Raw genomic sequence first — 20,670 nt, 5'->3', positions numbered from 1 at the left:
GAATGAGCAAAGAAATATCACAGGCAGTAATTCGTAGAATGCCAAGATATTACCGATATCTGGGGGAACTTTTAGATGAAGGGGTAGAACGTATTTCATCGAATGAACTGAGTGCAAGAATGAAAGTGACCGCATCGCAGATCAGACAGGATTTAAATAATTTTGGTGGTTTTGGACAGCAGGGATATGGTTACAATGTACAATTTCTGTATGAAGAAATCGGAAAGATTATGGGATTAAATGAACAGCATAATATTATTATTATTGGAGCTGGTAACTTAGGACAGGCACTTGCCAATTATGTGAAGTTTGAAAAACTCGGCTTCGTCATAGTAGGATTGTTTGATGTGAATCCGGAGTTATGCGGAAAATCCATTCGTGGCAATAAAATCGAAATGATTGATAAACTGGAAGAATTTGTAAAGACACATAAGGTAGATATTGCTACACTGACTATGCCGAAAGAAAAGGCAGATGCTGTGGCAAACCAGCTGGTAAGCCTTGGTGTACATGCAATCTGGAATTTTGCCCATGTGGATCTGGAAGTGTTGGATGAAAATGTTGTAGTGGAAAATGTACATTTATCAGACAGCCTGATGCAGTTATCCTATAATATGACAAAGAACAAAAGGAAAAAGGAAACGCTGGAATAGAGGTGTTTTGCATGAAAGATGACAAGGAATTTCTGGAAGCATTAGAAAGCAGAAAAGTACCAATACTTGTATTGGATCAGAAATGGCACAGGCTTTTTGCTTTAAGCGGAAAAACCAGTGAAATCAAGCAGCTGGAAGAAAAGGTAAATCAGTTGTTAGAACAGCAGGGAAAGCTTAATAATGATTTGAAAGAACTGAAAAAGACAAAGAATCGGTTGATGAAAAGCATTGTTGTCAACATGGAAGGAACTCATGAGGAAAATGAGGGGGATATTTCTTCCAGAAAATTAGATGAAGACAAGAGACTGATTGATGAAGTCAATGTCAAAATGGAAGAAATTGAGGATGAATTAATTGAACTTCCACGAAATATAAATAGTGCAAATCAGGAACTTATGTTAGAAAGCATGCGTTACTGCTATGAGAGACTAAGACAGAACAGTAAAGAAGCAGATGAAATTACGGCCTGGATTGATAAGGTAAGGGTAGAACTTAAGAAAAATATCATCAAAAAACAGAACCGTGAAATCAACAACCGGCAGATTTATTCTTATATGCATGATATTTTTGGTGTGGATATTTTAAATATATTTGATCTGCGGCAGGAAGATGAAGACCGTCTGCAGGGAAAAAAAGCGGTGGAAAATGCGGACGAAAGGAATTAATTTATGGAATATCTTGTAAATTCCCGGGAAATGAAAACATGTGATACCAATACAATCGAACATTTTAAAGTGCCATCCATGGTTCTAATGGAGCGGGCAGCACTTTCTGCGATAGAAGTAATACAGGAAAAAGAAATTTCATGTAACCGCGTGCTGGTAGTGTGTGGAACCGGAAATAACGGCGGCGATGGTATGGCAATTGCAAGATTGTTATACTTATCCCACATTCCGGTTGAAGTATATCTCTATGGAAATAAAGCACATTTTTCAAAGCAGGCAAAAGAACAGTATGAAATCTTGACATCATATGGTGTACCATTTATTGATGAAATGGAGGATGTAAATTCCTACAGCCTGATTATTGATGCGTTATTTGGTATAGGATTATCACGAAAATTAGATGATGAACTGGTGCACTTGATGGAACGGCTAAACCAGAGCAGTGCCCACCGGCTGGCGGTGGATATACCATCCGGTGTCTCGGCAGATAATGGAGCTGTATTGGGTGGTGCATTCAAAGCAGATGATACCGTAACCTTTGCTTACTGCAAGACCGGAATGGTGTTATTTCCTGGTGCAGAATACTGCGGAAATATTACGGTTAAGGATATCGGAATTGGAGAAGAAAGCTGGTTAGATAAAAGACCTGCAGCTTATGCAATCACAAAGGAAGATTTAAATTTTTTAAATAATCGTGCTGCTGATTCGAACAAGGGAACCTTTGGAAAAGTCCTTCTGGTTGCCGGAAGCGTGAATATGGCAGGTGCGGCGGTTCTTGCAGCAAAGGCAGCTTATCGCAGTGGCTGTGGTCTGGTGAGAATATATACACCGGAAGAAAACCGTATTATCTTACAGACAGCAGTGCCGGAGGCAATTCTTACTACCTATTCTGCAAAAAAGGCTGATACACAGCAACTGATAGAATGTCTGTCCTGGGCAGATGTTATTATTTTAGGACCTGGAATTGGCAAAAGTGATGTGGCACACAGTATTGTAAAGACGGTACTTAAGAATGCGGCAGTACCAATGGTAGTAGATGCCGATGCATTAAATATCATAGCAGAGCAGACCGAACAGCTTCTTCGCCCGCATACAGAACTGGTATTAACGCCACATCTGGGGGAAATGTCCCGGTTAAAACAGCTTGCCGTTTCCTATATCAAAGAAAATATTGAGCAGGTTGCGGAAGATTTCGCAAGGGAATATAATGTAATCTGTGTTTTGAAAGACAGCAGAACGGTAACGGCAATTCCTTATGGGAAAACATTTATTAACCGGAACGGTAACAGCGGAATGGCTACTGCGGGAAGTGGTGATGTACTGAGCGGAATTATTGGAAGTCTGATGGCGCAGGGCTTATCTGCAGAGCAGGCGGCACCGCTTGGGGTATATGTACATGCGGCGGCAGCAGATGAACGGAGCAAAACAGTTTCAAAGCATGGACTGACTGCAGGCGAAATTATAAACGGATTATCCGATGTGTTGTCATAATAATAATTTGAGGTGAATGAAATGAAAAGATATAGCAGGGTATATGCCAGCGTGAATCTGGATGCGGCCATTGAGAATATGGAGGCAATGCACCGGCTTTTAAAGAAAGATACCAGCATGTTTGCGGTAATTAAAACAGATGGATACGGACATGGTGCAACGGAACTTGCCCGTGTATTAGAGCCGCTTCCGTATCTCCATGGCTTCTGTGTGGCCACAGTGGAAGAAGGCGTAATTTTAAGAAATCATGGAATTAAGAAGCCGATTCTGATTCTTGGTTTTGCATTCCCAGATGAATATGAGATTATTGTAGAACAGAAATTAGAGCCTGCCGTATTTACGTATGATATGGCAGTTGCACTTTCTGAAGCTGCAACAAAGAAAAATCAGGATGTGGCAATTCACATTGCAGTGGATACTGGAATGAGCCGGATTGGTTATCAGGTGGAAAAAGAAAATGCAGGAGAGATAGCGCAAATCAGTAAGCTGCCACATATAATAATGGAGGGGATTTTTACCCACTTTGCAAGGGCAGATGAAAAAGATAAAACGGGTGCCCATAAGCAGCTTGAACTGTTTCAGAAAATGATTGCAATGTGCAAAGAAGAAGGCGTTATTTTCCATCATGCACACTGTTCAAACAGTGCAGGAATTATTGATTTGCCGGAAGCAAATATGGACATTGTAAGAGCGGGAATTACATTATACGGACTCTGGCCATCGGATGAAGTGCAAAAAGACAGACTGCCAATGCACCCGTTAATGCAATTAAAGAGTCATGTTTCTTATGTAAAGACACTGCCGGCTGGAAGGGAAATCAGCTATGGTGGAACCTATACCACAACCAGAGAGACGAAGGTGGCAACGATTCCGGTCGGTTATGGAGACGGTTATCCGAGAACTTTATCTAACAAAGGTTCTGTACTGATTCAGGGAAAAAGAGTACCGATTCTTGGCAGAGTCTGCATGGATCAGTTTATGGTGGATGTTACGGATGTGCCGGATGTTGTCGTTGGAACAGAGGTAACACTTCTTGGCAGAGACGGCGATGAAATCATTACAGCGGAAGAAATCGGGGATTTATCCGGCAGATTCAATTATGAATTTGTCTGCTGTCTTGGCAAACGTATTCCAAGAATCTATTTCGAAAACAACAAAGAAGTAGAACAGAAAGATTATTTTCAGGATTAGAACAGTATACACTCGATAAAATTGGTAATACTTTCAGTAAAACCTATTCTATGGAGTGTATATTATGATTATCAGACGAGGAGATATCTATTATGCGGATTTAAGACCGGTAGTAGGCTCGGAACAGGGCGGAATCAGACCGGTTCTGATTATACAGAATGATGTAGGAAACCGGCACAGTCCTACGGTTATCTGTGCCGCAATCACATCACAGATGAATAAAGCGAAGCTGCCGACCCATGTGGAGCTGTCCTGTCATGAATATGACATTGTAAAAGATTCGGTTATTTTATTGGAACAGCTTCGTACCATTGACAAGACACGATTAAAAGATAAGGTGTGTCATCTGGATGGAAAAATTCTGTCGAAAATCGACAAAGCACTGAAGATTAGTCTGGAATTATATACATAACTTGACTATTTTTGCCTAAAATGTTATATTTTTCAGAAATATGTATAAAAAGGAGAGTATTCAAAAATGGATGACGGAGGGAGTCCGAATACAGGATTTTTTAAAAAAATTTTTCATAAACTTCCATTCAAAGATTCCGAGGATGTAACAGAGGAAGAAATTATTTCCATGGTAAATGAAGGCCATGAGCAGGGAGTCCTTCGGGAAAATGAAGCGGAGATGATACATAATATCTTTGAATTTGGTGATAAAGAAGCCGGTGATATTATGACACACCGTAAAAATATTTCTGCACTGGATGGAAATGACATTTTTGAAGATGTAATCACTCTGGTGATAGACAGCCATTATTCGAGAATGCCGGTATACTCTGATACCATAGACAATATTATCGGAGTATTACATATCAAAGAGACCTTATCCTACAGCAGACAACCGGAGCTTTTAAAGAAGCCGATTAAGGAAATTGACGGGTTAATCCGTCCGGTGGATTTTATACCGGAGACACGCAACATCAATGCATTGTTTCAGGAGATGCAGTCAGCAAAAGAGCATATGGTAATTGTTGTGGATGAATATGGTCAGACAGCCGGACTGGTCACCATGGAGGATATCTTAGAGGAAATCGTCGGAAATATTTTAGATGAACATGATGAGGAAGATACCTATATAGAGAAGAAACCGGACGGAACATTTGTAATGAATGGAATGACACCGTTAGAGGAAGTAGGGGAAGCACTGAATCTTGATTTTGAAGATGAGGATTATGACACCTTAAATGGCCTTCTGATTTCGCTTATTGATAAAATTCCATCGGAGCACGAAGTCTTTGAAGTAAAATACAAAGGCTATATTTTCGAAGTACTTTCCGTGGAAGATAAGATGATAAAATATGTACATGTTGTTCCAGAAAGGTCAGAATCTGCCGAGTCTGACACTGCGACTTGTCAGCAGGATGAAAAAATGGTAGAATAATACACGAAATACGGATAGAAAAGAGGATTTATTATGTCAGGACATTCCAAGTTTGCCAATATCAAACATAAGAAAGAGAAAAATGATGCGGCAAAAGGAAAAATATTTACAATTATAGGACGTGAAATTGCAATTGCGGTAAAAGAGGGTGGAGCAGACCCTGCTAACAACAGTAAATTAAGAGATGTAATTGCAAAAGCAAAGGCGAATAATATGCCAAACGATACCATCGAGCGTGGTATTAAAAAAGCAGCCGGAGACGGTGATTCCGTAAATTATGTACAGGTTACTTATGAAGGATACGGTCCAAGCGGAACTGCAATTATTGTAGACGCATTAACCGATAACAAGAACCGTACCGCTGCAAATGTAAGGAATGCATTTACAAAGGGTCAGGGAAATATCGGAACACAGGGCTGTGTATCTTACCTTTTTGACCAGAAGGGTCAGATTATCATTGCCAAGGAAGACTGCGATATGGATGCAGACGATTTGATGATGATGGCATTGGATGCCGGAGCAGAGGATTTCTCAGAAGAGGAAGACAGCTTTGAAGTAATTACAGCACCGGATGATTTCAGTGCAGTACGTGAAGCTTTGGAAGCAGAAAATATTCCAATGGCAAGTGCTGAGGTTACCATGATTCCTCAGACTTATGTTTCTTTAACAGACGAGAAAGATATTACCAATATCCAGAGAATCCTAGATCTTCTGGATGAAGATGATGATGTACAGGAAGTATATCACAACTGGGAGGAATAAAACTGATACCTGCATTTATCAGAGACAATGATAGATAGATGCAGGTATTTTCTAATAATATATTACATATGGTATAAAGGAGAAGGAAAGATGGAAGAGAATTATCAGATTGAGACAAAATGTATTCAGTCTGGCTGGAAACCAACCAAGGGGGAACCGAGAGTATTACCGATTTACCAGAGCACTACATTTAAGTATGATACCAGTGACCAGATGGGACGGTTATTTGATTTAGAGGAAGCCGGATATTTTTATACGAGACTTCAGAATCCGACCAATGATGCAGTAGCTGCAAAGATTGCAGATTTAGAGGGCGGTATAGCAGCAATGCTGACCTCATCCGGACAGGCAGCCAACTATTTTGCAGTATTTAATATCTGTGAAGCAGGAGACCATATTGTGGCATCCAGCTCCTTATATGGTGGAACCTTTAATCTGCTGGGAACCACACTTAAGAAACAGGGAATTTCCTGTACCTTTGTGGATCCGGATGCATCGGAAGAAGAGCTTTCAGCGGCATTTTTACCAAATACCAAGGCGGTGATTGCGGAGACCTTATCTAATCCATCCCTTGTAGTACTTGATATTGAGAAGTTTGCACATGTTGCCCATGCACATGGGGTACCACTTATCGTAGATAATACATTTGCAACACCGATTAACTGCAGACCTTTTGAATGGGGAGCAGATATCGTAACTCATTCTACTACCAAGTATATGGACGGACATGCCATGGCAGTGGGTGGATGTATCGTTGACAGTGGTAATTTTGATTGGGAGAAATATAAGGATAAATATCCGGGACTGACACAGCCGGATGAATCTTATCATGGAATTGTATACACTCAGAAATTTGGTAAGCTGGCTTATATCGAAAAAGCAACAGCACAGCTTATGCGTGACCTTGGTTCCATTCCATCCCCAATGAATTCTTTCTTACTGAATGTCGGGCTGGAAACTTTACATTTAAGAGTGCCAAGACATTGTGAAAATGCCCAGAAGGTAGCAGAATATTTAAATGCAAATGATAAAGTGGCATGGGTAGATTATCCGGGCTTAAGGGATAACAAATATCATGCACTGGCAGAAAAATATATGCCAAATGGCACCTGTGGTGTTATTGCATTTGGCTTAAAGGGTGGTAGGGAAGTATCCGTATCCTTTATGGATCATCTGAAATTAGCTGCAATTGTAACACATGTAGCAGATTCCAGAACCTGTGTCCTGCATCCTGCCAGCCATACACATCGTCAGATGACAGATGAGCAGTTGATTGAAGCAGGTGTAGCACCGGATTTAATCCGGCTTTCCGTTGGAACAGAAAATGTAAAAGACATCATTGCAGACCTGGAACAGGCATTGGAGAATGTATAAGCAGAAAGGGGTAGCAAAATGAAGAAAATTCTATTTGCAGCATCAGAATGTGTACCATTTATTAAAACCGGAGGGCTTGCGGACGTGTGTGGTGCACTGCCAAAGGAATTTGACCCTCAGTATTGGGATATTCGTGTGGTAATTCCAAACTATAGTTGTATACCGGAACATTTCCGGAGCCAGTTTGAATATGTAACACATTTTTACATGGGAACAGGTTCTTATATCCCAAGCAAATATGTGGGCGTATTAAAATATGAATTAGATGGAATTACATATTACTTTATTGATAATAAAGAGTATTTTGACTGTTTTTCACCTTATGGAAATATCAGACAGGATATCGAAAAATTCTGTTTCTTTGATAAGGCAGTATTATCTATGCTTCCTGTTATCGGCTTCCAGCCGGATATTATCCATTGTCATGACTGGGAAACAGGTCTCATTCCGGTATATCTGAAAAACGAGTTTCAGGGAGATATGTTCTTCTGGGGTATGAAATCTGTTATGACTATTCATAACTTAAAATTCCAGGGTGTATGGGATATTAAGACCATGCAGGGGTTAACCGGACTTCCGGCATCACTTTTTACACCGGATAAGCTGGAATATAAGAAAGATGCTAATATGTTAAAGGGTGGTCTGGTTTATGCAGACTACATTACCACAGTCAGTGATTCTTATGCCAATGAGATTCAGACAGAATATTATGGGGAGGGTTTAAATGGTCTGCTTTCCGCCCGTCATTATGATATGCAGGGAATTGTAAACGGTATCGATTATCAGGTTTACAACCCGGCAACAGATAATAAGATTTACTGTAACTATGATGCTGAGTCATTCCGTAAAAAGAAAGTCAATAACAAGCTGAAATTACAGGAAGACTTAGGACTGACCGTAGATAAGAAGAAATATATGATTGGTCTGATTTCCCGTCTGACTGACCAGAAGGGCTTAGATTTGATTAACTTCGTTATCGACCGTATCGTAGATGACTTTACACAGCTTGTAGTAATCGGAACTGGTGAAGGTCAGTATGAGAATATGTTCCGTTATTATGCATGGAAATATCCGGATCGTGTGTCTGCAAATATCTGTTACTCCGATGACCTGGCACATAAGTTATATGCATCTGCCGATGCCTTCTTAATGCCATCCCGGTTTGAGCCATGTGGACTGACACAGCTTATTTCATTCCGCTACGGAACAGTGCCAATCGTCCGCGAGACTGGTGGATTAAAAGATACTGTTGTTCCATATAATGAATATGAGAATACCGGAGATGGATTCTCATTCAGTAATTACAATGGGGAGGAAATGCTTTCTGTCATTAATTATTCCAAACACATTTTCTTTGACAAGAAGAAACAGTGGAACCAGATTATTGACCGTGGCATGGCAAAAGACTTCTCCTGGAAGAGTTCTAAGTGCCGTTATGAGAACCTTTACAATTATTTAAAGGGCTGGCCGGTATAAAAAAGAATATCATGTAGATAATAAGACAGACAGTGTAAAACTGCCTGTCTTATTTTTTCAGCGAGTAGCGAAAAATAATCCAGACAGAAAGAAGGGAGCATCTGATATGGAGCAGAAAGAAAACAAAGTGCTGCCAAAGAAAAAAGTCCCAAATGTGGAATTGAAAAATGCAGAAAACAAAAATGCAGAATTACAAAATACAGAATCAAAACCAGAAAAAACAGAAAACAAAGAACGGAAAAAAGATGAATCGAAAAAGGAACAGTTAGACGATCAGGAACTGATCAGGGAATCCGGGCAGATTTCCTTATCTGACAGCCGATGGCATCAGAAGATTCATTTATTATCGGTGATTGGTGAGATTGAAGGTCATGAATGTCTTTCTTCCAATACCAAGACAACGAAATATGAGCATGTACTGCCGAAGCTTGCAGAAATAGAAGATTCTGACCAGGTGGACGGTGTTCTTGTGCTTTTGAATACAGTAGGCGGTGATGTGGAATCCGGACTTGCCATTGCAGAAATGCTATCTTCCTTAAGTAAACCGACAGTGTCCCTTGTCTTAGGCGGAAGTCATTCCATTGGTGTGCCGCTGGCGGTTTCAACGGACTATTCTTTTATTGTGCCATCGGGAACCATGGTCATCCATCCGGTGCGTATGAGCGGGACAGTAATCGGAGCACCGCCAACTTATGATTATTTCCAGCAGATGCAGAATCGGATTATTCATTTTATAGCATCTCACAGCAGAGCGGATGAAAAAAGATTAGAGCAGCTCATGATGAATACCACCATGCTGGCAAAGGATCTGGGAACCATTCTTGTAGGAGCGGATGCAGTAAAAGAAGGACTGATTGACGAAGTGGGGGGAATCGACCAGGCACTTCATAAATTGCATGAGATTATACGAGAACAGAAAAACGAATGCCTGTAATGACAAACGCATCAAAATATGGTATACTAATGCACAGTGTTGATAATTTTATACAAGTAACTGTAGTGAGAGATACCAAGGAGGCAGCTATGTCATTATTACAGTCTGTTTTATTAGGTCTGATACAGGGATTAACCGAATTTCTGCCGGTAAGCAGTTCCGGTCATCTGGCAATATTTAAACAGTTTTTTCAAATAGAAACCGGCGGAATGTTTTTTGATATTCTGCTTCACATCGGAACACTGATTGCCGTATTTATTGTATATTATAAGGATATATTCCGCATGATTAAAGAAGGCTTTGCCATTATTGGTGATTCTTTTGCAAATGTGGCAACCTTTTTTAAACGTGTGATAACAAAAGAAGATTTACCATACCGTAAAATCGTGCATAATAGTTACCGGAAATTTGTGATGCTTGTCATTGTTTCCACGATTCCAACCGGAATTATTGGAATTGCAGCGAAAGATCTGGTGTCTGCGGCAGAGCAGATTTTACTGGTTCCTGGAATCTGCCTTATTATTACGGCAGTACTTTTATTTATTGCAGACCGGATTCCGGATGGCGGCAAGACACCAAAGCAGGTAACTTATACCAATGCATTTTTAATCGGTATCAGTCAGGGAATCGCAACCATGCCGGGCTTATCGCGGTCAGGAACCACAATCACAGCATGTCTTTCTACCGGAATGACCCGCAAATTTGCGGTAAAATATTCTTTTATCATGTCTATTCCGGCAATACTTGGAGCACTGGTAGTAGAGATTAAGGATGTTGAATTTGCAGCATTACAGTCTGCAGATATTTTGAATTACATAGTTGGAACGCTGGTGGCAGCGATAGTCGGTTATATCTGCATTAAGACCATGCTGGTAGTAGTGCGCAAAAAGAAATTCACGATATTTTCCATCTACTGTCTCATAATGGGACTGGTATCAATTGGAGGATATTTCTATATGTAAACGGGAGATTGAAATGGCAACTGGAACTAGAAAAAAGACAACTCAGAAGAAAAAAACAACGGGAACAACAGCATCAAAGGCAAGAAAACAGCGGGAACAGCAGGAATCCTTCCGGAATGAAGTGATTCTTTGGATTGCACTGGCAGTCTGTATTGTTTTGCTGCTTGCCAATTTTGGAATCGGTGGAAAAATCGGAAGCGGAGTCAGTTCCTTTTTCTTTGGAATATTTGGATTAATGGCATATGTATTCCCAATCTGTTTCTTTTTAGCCGTGGTGTTCACAGTGTCTAACCGGGAAAATAAAGTAGCAGCAGTCAAAATTGTAGCGGCGGTATTATTTGTATCCTTTTTATGCCTGTTTGTGCAGATGGTAACAGACAGCAGCAAGGAAGCAGGAGCAATATCCGCTTTCCGCTATGGCTTTGAAAATAAGGCTGGTGGCGGTATAATCGGTGGATTATTAGAACAGCTTCTGTGTCCGAATTTTGGTGTGCCGGGTACTTATGTCATTGATATTATCGTTTTGATAATTTCCCTGGTGCTGATTACGGAACGTTCTATTATGAAGGGCATGCAAAAAGGCGGAAAAGTCATTTACGATTCTGCCAAGGATGATGCAATCCGCCGAATGGATGCAGCAAAGGAACGCCGGGAGGAGCGGGAGAAAGAAAGAGAAAAAGAGCAGGCAAGACGGCGGATGGAGAAGAAGGTAAGTGGTGTGGCATTGGATACCAAATTACCATCCCCGGATAAAAAGAAAGTTAAATCAGATGATATTAATGAAATTACTTTGAGTGATATCGAAGATATGCCTGTGGTACAGGAAGAAAATAAAGTTGCACTTACGGCAACCAACGGCAGCCAGGGAGTGGAACCGCCGGTATGGCGGGAGCCGGTAATTCACACACTGAATGAGCCGGTGGCAACGATACACAGAGCAGAGGTAAAACCGGTAGAACCGATCATTCAGCCTGCATCTGAACCTGCGTTTGAGCCGGAACCTGTTGCAGAAAAGACAGAAAGCTATATGCAAAAAGAACCGGTGCAACCTGCAATGGACGAAGAAAAGCCAAGGAAAAATAAAAAGCAGGATAAGATGGAAATCGAAGATGAAGTAGCGGCAGTAGAAGAATCCATCGTAAAACAGGAAAGTTCCGGTGGCAGATATGTATTCCCGCCGGTAGATTTGCTGAAAAAAGGAAATACAGGTGCTTCTGGTGATACCAGGGATTATCTGAATCAGACAGCAGCAAAATTAAAAGAGACTCTAAAGAATTTTGGAATTAATATTACAATTACGGCTATCAACTGCGGACCAGCAGTAACGAGATATGAATTCCAGCCGGAAATGGGTGTAAAGGTCAGCAAAATCGTAAATTTGTCCGATGATATCAAGATGAATCTTGCGGCGGCGGATATCCGTATTGAAGCACCGATTCCGGGTAAAGCAGCCATTGGTATCGAGGTGCCGAATAAAGAAAGTATTCCGGTTATGTTCCGTGATCTGGTAGAGTCAGAGGAATTTCATGCCAATAAATCACCGATTGCTTTTGCAGCCGGAAAAGATATTGCCGGAAAAGTCATGATTGCGGACATTGCAAAGATGCCGCATCTATTGATTGCAGGAGCTACCGGTTCCGGTAAATCTGTCTGTATCAATACAATTATTATGAGTATTTTGTACCGGGCAGATCCGGAGGATGTAAAGCTTATCATGATTGACCCGAAGGTGGTTGAGTTAAGTGTATACAATGGAATCCCACATCTGTTTATTCCGGTTGTTACAGATCCGAAGAAGGCGGCAGGTGCATTGCACTGGGCGGTAGCTGAAATGACAGACCGTTATCAGAAATTTGCAGAATACGGTGTCCGTGATCTGAAGGGCTATAACCAGAAAATAGAAGGAATCAAAGATATTGATGACCCGGATAAGCCAAAGAAGATGCCGCAGATTGTAATTATTGTGGACGAGCTGGCGGATTTGATGATGGTTGCACCGGGGGATGTGGAAGATGCTATCTGCCGGTTGGCGCAGCTTGCAAGAGCCGCAGGAATCCATCTTGTCATTGCAACACAGCGTCCTTCCGTAAATGTCATTACCGGACTGATTAAAGCAAATATGCCATCCCGAATCGCATTTTCTGTAACGTCCGGTGTGGATTCAAGAACCATTCTTGATATGAACGGTGCGGAAAAGCTTTTAGGAAAAGGCGATATGCTTTATTATCCGCAGGGCTTACAGAAACCGCTTCGTGTACAGGGTGCGTTTGTATCCGATAAAGAGGTATCAGATGTGGTTGAATTCTTAAAGGAACACAATGAGGGGGAAGGCTACAGTAGTGATATTGAAGAGCGGATGAACAATATTTCTGTATCCGCAAGCACTGGTGCTGATGCGGCATCTGGTGATGGAAATGACAGAGATGCTTATTTCTTGGATGCTGCAAAGCTTTTGATTGATAAAGATAAAGGTTCCATCGGAATGATTCAGCGTTATTTTAAAGTTGGTTTTAACCGGGCGGCAAGAATTATGGATCAGCTGGAAGAAGCTGGTGTAGTAGGACCGGATGAAGGGACCAAGCCGCGACAGGTGTTAATGTCTCCGGAACAGCTGGAAGCATTTATTGAAGAGGGTAATTAAGAAAGATTTATAGAATACAATCCATGAGGAGGAAATGAAGATGAAGTCAGATATTGAAATTGCACAGGAAGCAGAACTGGTACATATTAAGGAAGTGGCTGAGAAGCTCGGAATAAACGAGGATGAGCTGGAATTTTACGGAAAATACAAAGCAAAGATTTCCGATGAATTATGGGAGTCTGTAAAAGACAGGGAAGATGGCAAACTGGTTCTTGTAACAGCTATTAACCCGACACCTGCCGGCGAAGGAAAGACCACAACAAGTATCGGACTTGGTGAGGCGATGGCTTTACTTGGTAAAAAAGCGGTACTTGCACTTCGTGAGCCGTCTTTAGGACCGTGCTTTGGAATCAAAGGTGGAGCTGCAGGTGGTGGATATGCGCAGGTAGTTCCGATGGAAGATTTAAATCTGCATTTTACCGGAGATTTCCATGCAATCACATCCGCAAATAACCTGTTGGCAGCATTATTAGATAATCATATCCAGCAGGGCAACCAGCTTGGAATTGACCCACGTCAGGTAGTATGGAAACGTTGTATGGATATGAATGACCGTGCACTTAGAAATATTGTAATCGGTCTTGGAAGCAAGATGGATGGTATGGTACGTGAAGACCATTTCATCATTACAGTGGCATCTGAAATTATGGCTGTTTTATGTCTGGCGGACAATATGGAAGATTTGAAACGCCGTCTGGGCAGAATCATAGTTGCCTATTCCTTTGACGGAAATCCGATTACGGCAGATGATTTACATGCAACCGGTTCCATGGCAGCACTCTTAAAAGATGCCATCAAACCAAATCTGATTCAGACATTAGAGCACAACCCGGCCATTGTTCATGGTGGACCATTTGCAAATATTGCTCATGGATGCAACAGTGTCCGCGCTACAAAGACAGCTTTAAAATTAGGTGATATTGCAATTACAGAGGCCGGTTTTGGTGCTGACCTTGGTGCTGAGAAATTCTTTGATATCAAGTGCCGTAAGGCTGGACTTAAACCGGATGCAGTTGTACTGGTAGCAACCATCCGTGCATTAAAATATAACGGTGGGGTTCCAAAGGCAGACCTTGCAAAGGAAGATTTGGAAAGCTTAAAGAAGGGAATTGTAAACTTAGAGAAACATATCGAGAACCTTCAAAAATTTGGTGTACCGGTAGTAGTTACCTTAAACTCCTTTGTAACCGATACCAAAGAAGAAATTGCATTTGTAGAGAACTTCTGCAAGGAAAGAAACTGTGAATTCGCATTATCTGAAGTATGGGAAAAAGGTGGCGAAGGCGGAATCGAACTTGCAAAGAAAGTACTGGATACTTTAGATCATAAAGAAGCACATTTCAAACCTCTGTATGACGATGAGATGTCTCTTATGGATAAGATTAAGACGATTGCAACTGAGATTTATGGAGCAGATGATGTAACTTACAGTAAGGCTGCATTAAAAGAATTAAAACACATTGAAGAAATGGGAATGGGCAATTTCCCTGTATGTATGGCAAAGACCCAGTATTCTCTTTCTGATGATGCATCAAAGCTTGGCAGACCGACTGGCTTTACCGTAAATGTCCGTGAAGTATATGTATCTGCCGGAGCAGGCTTTGTAGTAGCTATTACCGGCTCTATTATGACCATGCCTGGACTTCCGAAAGTACCGGCTGCAAATAATATTGATGTAACCAATGATGGCGTAATTACAGGATTATTTTAGGAGGTATCATGGCATTATTAATTGATGGAAAAAGAATTTCTGCTGAAATAAAAGATGAATTAAAAGAAGAAGTAGCACAGTTAAAGGAACAGGGAATCACAGGAGCACTTGCTGTAATCCAGGTGGGAAATGACCCTGCATCCAGTGTATATGTCAGAAACAAAAAACGTGCCTGTGAATATATTGGGATAGATTCTCTTTCTTATGAGCTTCCGGAAGAGACTTCCCAGGATGAATTACTGGCTTTAATCGATAAATTGAATAAAGAAGAACATGTAAAAGGCATTTTGGTACAGCTTCCATTGCCAGAGGGCATTGATGAGGATGCGGTAATCCGTGCCATTTCTCCGAAGAAGGATGTAGATGGTTTCCATCCGGAAAATGTCGGCGCATTGATGATTGGACAGAAAGGATATATTTCCTGCACACCTGCCGGAATCATCCAGCTTCTGAAGCGTTCTGACATTGATATTGAGGGAAAACACTGTGTTATCGTTGGAAGAAGCAATATTGTTGGAAAACCGATGGCAATCTTAATGCTGCGTGAGAATGCAACTGTTACAGTAACGCATTCAAAAACCCGTAATTTAAAGGAAATCTGTAAAGAGGCAGATATTCTGATTGTTGCAATTGGGAAAAAAGAATTTATTGATGCATCCTATGTAAAAGATGGTGCAGTTGTCATTGATGTAGGAATTCATCGCGATGAGAACAATAAACTTTCCGGTGATGTAAAATTTGATGAAGTAGAGCAGCTTTGTAGTGCGATTACACCGGTTCCGGGTGGAGTCGGACCAATGACCATTGCAATGTTAATGAACAATTGTGTGGAAGCTATGAGACATGAATAGGAGAAGGCTATGAAGTGTGCAAATTGTGGAGCAGAAATAAAATTAGGCTGTGTGTACTGTTCTGTATGTGGAAAAGAAGCACAGATTGTTCCGGATTATAATGTGGAAGAGGATATTTTAAAAGAATTATTAGAAGAAGACGATAAACCGAATAAGAATACCTCTTCCAACGGAAAGAAGAAAAAATCATTGAAAAACAGCCAGAAGAAAAAGAAACAGAAAAGACTTCTGATTACAGTATCAGTTCTGATTACTATTGCAATCATTGGTGTAGTTATTGTTCTGCTGGTGCAGAACAGCCATAAGAAATCTTTTGATTATCAGTATCAGAAGGGAATCAGTTACACGGAAGAGAAGAATTATACCAAGGCATTGACCTATTTTGAACAGGCTGAGAAATTGCAGCCGGATAATGTGGATGTATTACTGCGGATGGCTGATTTGTACCGTCTCCGAAAAGATGAAACATCAGAAGAAGCGTATTTGTTACAGATACTTACCCTTGATAAGAACAATGAAGAAGCGTATCAGATGCTGATTGCCTTATATGATAAGCAAAAGGAATATGATAAACTACAGGATTTATATGAACAATCAGACTCTGATAAAATAAAAGCGCTGTTTGATAATTATGAAGTAAAGGCTCCGGAGTTTTCGGAAGAAGCCGGGGAATACAATGATACGATTGAAATTGAACTAATGGCAGACTCAGACTGTACCATTTATTATACGTTAAACGGTGATTCTCCGATTGAAAAGGGAATGGAATATACAGAACCGATTTCTTTAGAGGATGAGAAAGAATATACCATCAAAGCAGTAGCAAAGGACGCAAGAGGCTTTTATAGTGAGATTGCAGAAGCAGATTATGAAATTACTTTTGAAGCTCCGGATTCTGCTAATGTAACACCTGCGGCCGGAACATATTATGATGCGCAGAGCATCAGTATACAGGTTCCCGCTGGTTCCACTGCTTACTATACCTGGGATGGCTCAACACCAACACAGGATTCTGATGTATACAGTGAACCACTTGAAATGCCACAGGGCAATAATGTGTTGTCTATTCTTGTGGTAGATGACCATGGACTGGCAAGCCCGGTGATAAGATATAATTACATTTATCTGCCGGAATAAGCTATGGCAGATGAACAAAGGCAGATAAGAATGTTTCTTATCTGCCTTCGTTCCGGGGATTTTAAAAATTAGTCTTCTTTTACAAATTCAATGACACCCTTGTCAAGTCTGGATACTCTTGCTAAAGAATAAACATCGATGCCCTGTTCCTCCAATTTTTCACGACCAGGCTGGAATGCTTTTTCAATTAAGACACTGACACCTGCGATGGTGGCATGTGCTTTACGGATTAGGCGGATAGCACCGGTAGCAGCTTCGCCGTTGGCAAGGAAATCATCCACGATAAGAATGTGGTCATTTTCGCTGATGTATTTTGCGGAAATGGTTAATTCATAGCTGGTTCCTTTGGTATAAGAAGTTACAACAGTCTGATATAAATCATGATTTAAAATTTTAGAAGGCTGTTTCTTTAAAATAACAAGTGGAACGCCTAATGCTTCTGCAGCCATAAGAGCCGGAGCAATACCGGAGCTTTCGATGGTAGCAATACGTGTGATACCTTTTCCTTTATAATGTTCTGCAATATCTTTGCCCATTTTCTTCATTAATTCAGGATCCACCTGATGATTAATAAAGCTGTCAACCTTTAAAATGTTTTCGCTTTCTGCGATTCCTTCTGCAAGAATTTTGTCTTCTAATAATTTCATTTTGTTACTCCTTTGATTGTATTATATTTAAGCAGAAATCTGCTGTTTATTCATTGTTGTCTGAATAGTAAGCGGCATAAATCTTTTCTAAGATATGTTCTTCATAATCCTCCGGCAGACCGGCAAATTTAGCATGAAGAAGTGCGGCAATTTTGTCGGAACGGATAAAGTAACGCTGCTCCATGGAAGGCTCGCTGTCAGCACCACTGACATGGTCGATTTCTTCCGCAGTATAGTTTGAAGAGAACCATTCCATAATTTCGCTGGTGCGTCTGCTTTCCATATCTGCATCCGCAGACATCTGGTTGATTTTACGGAAATGTGTAATTCCGATTCCAAGAAAAATAACAAACAGAACAGACATTACAACAATCATAATAACACGCATATAATCAGCCATTGGTAATTTGATGATGTCCAGAGCAAAAAGAATGACAAAAATCAGACCGGCAATTCCAACTCCAAGGAATGTATAAGCGGTAGAACGATTATCTTCCAGCTGGGCATCTTTCTCCTTGTATACCATGTTATGTACCTGACCTTTCGTTATAATAATACTATTATAAGTGATTTTATCCGACGATACAATAACCTTGTCTGTATTTCTGAAATAAGGTATACTGCAAGTATGAAGATAACAATATTATGCGTAGGAAAAATCAAAGAAAAATATTTCAGGGATGCCATTGCCGAGTACGAAAAAAGACTGGGCAGATACTGTAAGCTTGAAATTGTGGAAGTGGCAGATGAGAAAACACCGGATGGAGCATCCGAGGCAGAGGAACAGCAGATTCGTCATAAAGAGGGGGAACGTCTTTTAAAATATTTAGAGGGAAAGAACTGCTACGTCATTGCCCTTGCAATCAACGGAAAAATGCTGGATTCTGTTGCTTTATCGGAAAAAGTCAGTGACTTGATGGTAAAGGGCAACAGCCATATCGTTCTTGTGATCGGAGGCTCCCTTGGAATTGCGGATGAAGTATTAAAACGTGCAGATGAAAAAATAAGCTTTTCGAAGATGACATTTCCGCACCAGCTGATGCGTGTTATTTTATTGGAGCAGTTATACCGGAGCTATCGGATTATCAATCATGAACCGTATCACAAATAAGCAACCGTATCATAAATAGAAGAAACGGATAAAAGGAGGAGATTTTATGAGGATGTACGACCTCATTTTAAAGAAAAAGGAAGGAGCTGCTTTAAGCAAAGAAGAAATCCAGTGGATGATAAATGCATTTACAACCGGTGAAATTCCGGATTATCAGATGTCAGCCATGCTGATGGCAATCTGTTTTCAGGGAATGAATCACGATGAGACACTGGCATTAACACTTGCTATGCGGGATAGCGGAGATGTGCTTGATTTATCCGGTATTAAAGGCGTAAAGGTGGATAAACACAGCACCGGTGGTGTAGGAGATAAGACCTCCCTGATTCTGACACCAATCATTGCTGCACTGGGTGTTCCGGTAGCAAAAATGTCCGGAAGAGGATTGGGTCATACCGGTGGAACCATTGATAAGTTAGAATGCTTTGAAGGATTCAGCACTTCCATATCAGAAGAAGCCTTTTTAAAGCAGGTATCAGAGGTTGGCGTTGCAATTGCTGGACAGACTGCTAATCTTGCACCAGCAGATAAGAAGCTGTATGCACTCCGGGATGTCACTGCTACGGTAGCGGAGAAATCCTTAATTGCCAGCAGCATTATGAGTAAGAAATTAGCCAGCGGATCGGATGCTATTGTCCTTGACGTAAAGACCGGAAACGGTGCATTCATGCAGACTGTGGAAAAGGCAGAGGAACTTGCCCGGATTATGGTGGCCATCGGAAATGGTGCTGGAAAGAAAACTTATGCGGTTATTACAGATATGTCACAGCCTCTTGGCAATACAGTAGGCAATATTGTGGAAGTGCAGGAAGCCATTGAAGCATTGAATGGAAAAGGGCCAAAGGATCTGATGGATGTTGTCTATGCATTAGGGTATCTTATGTTAAAGGCTGCCGGTGTGGCAGAAGATGAAAAAGAAGCAAGAACAAGGATGGAGAAAGTCATTGCAAGCGGAAAAGCACTGGATAAATTTGCAGACTTTGTAGAAGCACAGGGTGGCAGAAAGGAACAGGTTTATCATCCGCAGTTATTGGCAAAAGCAGCAATTACAGAAACTATCACCGCACCGGAAGATGGATATGTAGAAGCTTTAAATGCTATGGCAATTGGAACTGCCTGCATGAGCCTTGGCGGCGGCAGAGAGACAAAGGAGAGTCAGATTGATTTAACTGCCGGTATCCGCCTTAAGAAAAAAATAGGAGACAGCGTAAAAAAAGGAGAATGTCTGGCCGAATTATATGGTAATGATGCAGCAAAATGCAACGATGCAAAGGAACTGGTTCAAAATGCATTTCTTTTCAGTAAAGAGCCACTGGATGCACCGGAAACAGTTTTAAAATATATTACCGCATAGAAAAGAAAAAAACTCATATAGTTATATATGAGGAAAAACAATAAGAAAGAGTTAAAAAAAGATTTTAAAAATCATATGGTGGAATCCTTAGAACTGCCGAAAGACTTAGTCTACCGGGCAGCAATTGTAACCGTTATGGGTAACAGGGAACTGCTGTTGGAAAATTATAAGGGAATCTTAGAATACGAGAAAGAATATATCAGGATTCAGGCGAAAAGCTGCCGGATTCTTGTTCGTGGGAAAAATCTCAACATTTCCTATTATACGAATGAAGAGATGAAAATAACAGGAATCATCCAAAGTATTGAGTATGAATAGAGGTT

At 40.8% G+C, this 20,670-nt stretch carries 20 protein-coding genes; 18 read left to right on the top strand and 2 right to left on the bottom strand.

What is annotated here, in order from left to right:
- Positions 1-2: 2 nt before the first annotated feature.
- The 15 genes from DXB39_RS02800 to DXB39_RS02730 all read left to right on the top strand — a co-directional run bounded on the left by DXB39_RS02800 (position 3) and on the right by DXB39_RS02730 (position 17,235).
- Positions 3-653: a redox-sensing transcriptional repressor Rex gene (locus DXB39_RS02800; protein ID WP_022243772.1), complete on the top strand. Its 651-nt coding sequence runs from the start codon at positions 3-5 to the stop codon at positions 651-653.
- Between the two features lie 11 nt (positions 654-664).
- A complete protein-coding gene (locus DXB39_RS02795) occupies positions 665-1,318 on the top strand; it encodes a hypothetical protein (RefSeq protein WP_022243773.1) in 654 nt (217 codons plus the stop codon).
- A gap of 3 nt (positions 1,319-1,321) precedes the next feature.
- On the top strand, positions 1,322-2,809 hold the full coding sequence (locus DXB39_RS02790; protein ID WP_117841032.1) for an NAD(P)H-hydrate dehydratase: 1,488 nt from the start codon (positions 1,322-1,324) through the stop codon (positions 2,807-2,809).
- Positions 2,810-2,830: 21 nt separating this feature from the next.
- The gene (gene alr / locus DXB39_RS02785) at positions 2,831-4,000 is read left to right on the top strand and encodes an alanine racemase (RefSeq protein WP_117841033.1); all 1,170 of its coding nucleotides are present in this window, start codon (positions 2,831-2,833) and stop codon (positions 3,998-4,000) included.
- Between the two features lie 64 nt (positions 4,001-4,064).
- On the top strand, positions 4,065-4,412 hold the full coding sequence (locus DXB39_RS02780) for a type II toxin-antitoxin system PemK/MazF family toxin (protein WP_022243776.1): 348 nt from the start codon (positions 4,065-4,067) through the stop codon (positions 4,410-4,412).
- 66 nt (positions 4,413-4,478) lie between these two features.
- Positions 4,479-5,387, top strand: coding sequence for a hemolysin family protein (locus tag DXB39_RS02775; protein ID WP_022243777.1), 909 nt, complete (start codon positions 4,479-4,481; stop codon positions 5,385-5,387).
- A gap of 33 nt (positions 5,388-5,420) precedes the next feature.
- The gene (locus DXB39_RS02770) at positions 5,421-6,149 is read left to right on the top strand and encodes a YebC/PmpR family DNA-binding transcriptional regulator (RefSeq protein ID WP_022243778.1); all 729 of its coding nucleotides are present in this window, start codon (positions 5,421-5,423) and stop codon (positions 6,147-6,149) included.
- A gap of 90 nt (positions 6,150-6,239) precedes the next feature.
- Entirely contained in the window at positions 6,240-7,523 is a 1,284-nt protein-coding gene (locus DXB39_RS02765) for an O-acetylhomoserine aminocarboxypropyltransferase/cysteine synthase family protein (RefSeq protein WP_022243779.1), read from the top strand.
- Positions 7,524-7,541: 18 nt separating this feature from the next.
- Entirely contained in the window at positions 7,542-8,999 is a 1,458-nt protein-coding gene (gene glgA / locus DXB39_RS02760; protein WP_117841034.1) for a glycogen synthase GlgA, read from the top strand.
- Between the two features lie 106 nt (positions 9,000-9,105).
- Positions 9,106-9,933, top strand: coding sequence for a ClpP family protease (locus tag DXB39_RS02755; RefSeq protein ID WP_117841035.1), 828 nt, complete (start codon positions 9,106-9,108; stop codon positions 9,931-9,933).
- Positions 9,934-10,022: 89 nt separating this feature from the next.
- On the top strand, positions 10,023-10,895 hold the full coding sequence (locus DXB39_RS02750) for an undecaprenyl-diphosphate phosphatase (RefSeq protein WP_199535111.1): 873 nt from the start codon (positions 10,023-10,025) through the stop codon (positions 10,893-10,895).
- A gap of 13 nt (positions 10,896-10,908) precedes the next feature.
- On the top strand, positions 10,909-13,536 hold the full coding sequence (locus tag DXB39_RS02745; protein ID WP_117841036.1) for a DNA translocase FtsK: 2,628 nt from the start codon (positions 10,909-10,911) through the stop codon (positions 13,534-13,536).
- Between the two features lie 40 nt (positions 13,537-13,576).
- Positions 13,577-15,247, top strand: coding sequence for a formate--tetrahydrofolate ligase (locus DXB39_RS02740; RefSeq protein WP_117841037.1), 1,671 nt, complete (start codon positions 13,577-13,579; stop codon positions 15,245-15,247).
- 8 nt (positions 15,248-15,255) lie between these two features.
- Positions 15,256-16,098 (top strand): bifunctional methylenetetrahydrofolate dehydrogenase/methenyltetrahydrofolate cyclohydrolase FolD, encoded by an 843-nt coding sequence (gene folD, locus DXB39_RS02735; RefSeq protein WP_117841038.1) that lies wholly within the window; start codon positions 15,256-15,258, stop codon positions 16,096-16,098.
- Positions 16,099-16,107: 9 nt separating this feature from the next.
- A complete protein-coding gene (locus DXB39_RS02730) occupies positions 16,108-17,235 on the top strand; it encodes a chitobiase/beta-hexosaminidase C-terminal domain-containing protein (protein ID WP_117841039.1) in 1,128 nt (375 codons plus the stop codon).
- A gap of 68 nt (positions 17,236-17,303) precedes the next feature.
- Here the strand turns inward: DXB39_RS02730 and DXB39_RS02725 are convergent, their stop codons facing one another.
- The gene (locus tag DXB39_RS02725) at positions 17,304-17,882 is read right to left on the bottom strand and encodes a xanthine phosphoribosyltransferase (protein WP_117698389.1); all 579 of its coding nucleotides are present in this window, start codon (positions 17,880-17,882) and stop codon (positions 17,304-17,306) included.
- A 46-nt stretch (positions 17,883-17,928) separates the two neighbouring features.
- Positions 17,929-18,408: a hypothetical protein gene (locus DXB39_RS02720; RefSeq protein WP_022243788.1), complete on the bottom strand. Its 480-nt coding sequence runs from the start codon at positions 18,406-18,408 to the stop codon at positions 17,929-17,931.
- Between the two features lie 102 nt (positions 18,409-18,510).
- Here DXB39_RS02720 and rlmH point away from each other — a divergent pair, with 102 nt between their 5' ends.
- From rlmH to DXB39_RS02705, 3 genes are read left to right on the top strand one after another with little or no spacing between them, the layout of a single operon-like run.
- Positions 18,511-18,993 (top strand): 23S rRNA (pseudouridine(1915)-N(3))-methyltransferase RlmH, encoded by a 483-nt coding sequence (gene rlmH, locus DXB39_RS02715; RefSeq protein ID WP_117841040.1) that lies wholly within the window; start codon positions 18,511-18,513, stop codon positions 18,991-18,993.
- Between the two features lie 46 nt (positions 18,994-19,039).
- Entirely contained in the window at positions 19,040-20,347 is a 1,308-nt protein-coding gene (locus DXB39_RS02710) for a pyrimidine-nucleoside phosphorylase (protein WP_199534928.1), read from the top strand.
- Between the two features lie 27 nt (positions 20,348-20,374).
- Positions 20,375-20,665, top strand: a complete 291-nt coding sequence (locus DXB39_RS02705; protein WP_227700104.1) for a YabP/YqfC family sporulation protein — start codon at positions 20,375-20,377, stop codon at positions 20,663-20,665.
- Positions 20,666-20,670: the final 5 nt, after the last annotated feature.

It is taken from the genome of Roseburia sp. OM03-7AC (assembly GCF_003462625.1).
In the GTDB taxonomy this organism is placed as follows: domain Bacteria; phylum Bacillota; class Clostridia; order Lachnospirales; family Lachnospiraceae; genus Roseburia_C; species Roseburia_C amylophila.
Note: the sequence above shows the minus strand (reverse complement) of the source record. Positions and strands in the feature narration are given on the sequence as shown.

Bases quoted from the DNA above. Each gene is read 5' to 3' on its own strand.
- DXB39_RS02800 (WP_022243772.1), top strand. From the start codon at position 3: ATGAGCAAAGAAATATCACAGGCAGTAATTCGTAGAATGCCAAGATAT.
- DXB39_RS02795 (WP_022243773.1), top strand. From the start codon at position 665: ATGAAAGATGACAAGGAATTTCTGGAAGCATTAGAAAGCAGAAAAGTA.
- DXB39_RS02790 (WP_117841032.1), top strand. From the start codon at position 1,322: ATGGAATATCTTGTAAATTCCCGGGAAATGAAAACATGTGATACCAAT.
- alr (WP_117841033.1), top strand. From the start codon at position 2,831: ATGAAAAGATATAGCAGGGTATATGCCAGCGTGAATCTGGATGCGGCC.
- DXB39_RS02780 (WP_022243776.1), top strand. From the start codon at position 4,065: ATGATTATCAGACGAGGAGATATCTATTATGCGGATTTAAGACCGGTA.
- DXB39_RS02775 (WP_022243777.1), top strand. From the start codon at position 4,479: ATGGATGACGGAGGGAGTCCGAATACAGGATTTTTTAAAAAAATTTTT.
- DXB39_RS02770 (WP_022243778.1), top strand. From the start codon at position 5,421: ATGTCAGGACATTCCAAGTTTGCCAATATCAAACATAAGAAAGAGAAA.
- DXB39_RS02765 (WP_022243779.1), top strand. From the start codon at position 6,240: ATGGAAGAGAATTATCAGATTGAGACAAAATGTATTCAGTCTGGCTGG.
- glgA (WP_117841034.1), top strand. From the start codon at position 7,542: ATGAAGAAAATTCTATTTGCAGCATCAGAATGTGTACCATTTATTAAA.
- DXB39_RS02755 (WP_117841035.1), top strand. From the start codon at position 9,106: ATGGAGCAGAAAGAAAACAAAGTGCTGCCAAAGAAAAAAGTCCCAAAT.
- DXB39_RS02750 (WP_199535111.1), top strand. From the start codon at position 10,023: ATGTCATTATTACAGTCTGTTTTATTAGGTCTGATACAGGGATTAACC.
- DXB39_RS02745 (WP_117841036.1), top strand. From the start codon at position 10,909: ATGGCAACTGGAACTAGAAAAAAGACAACTCAGAAGAAAAAAACAACG.
- DXB39_RS02740 (WP_117841037.1), top strand. From the start codon at position 13,577: ATGAAGTCAGATATTGAAATTGCACAGGAAGCAGAACTGGTACATATT.
- folD (WP_117841038.1), top strand. From the start codon at position 15,256: ATGGCATTATTAATTGATGGAAAAAGAATTTCTGCTGAAATAAAAGAT.
- DXB39_RS02730 (WP_117841039.1), top strand. From the start codon at position 16,108: ATGAAGTGTGCAAATTGTGGAGCAGAAATAAAATTAGGCTGTGTGTAC.
- DXB39_RS02725 (WP_117698389.1), bottom strand. From the start codon at position 17,882: ATGAAATTATTAGAAGACAAAATTCTTGCAGAAGGAATCGCAGAAAGC.
- DXB39_RS02720 (WP_022243788.1), bottom strand. From the start codon at position 18,408: ATGGTATACAAGGAGAAAGATGCCCAGCTGGAAGATAATCGTTCTACC.
- rlmH (WP_117841040.1), top strand. From the start codon at position 18,511: ATGAAGATAACAATATTATGCGTAGGAAAAATCAAAGAAAAATATTTC.
- DXB39_RS02710 (WP_199534928.1), top strand. From the start codon at position 19,040: ATGAGGATGTACGACCTCATTTTAAAGAAAAAGGAAGGAGCTGCTTTA.
- DXB39_RS02705 (WP_227700104.1), top strand. From the start codon at position 20,375: ATGAGGAAAAACAATAAGAAAGAGTTAAAAAAAGATTTTAAAAATCAT.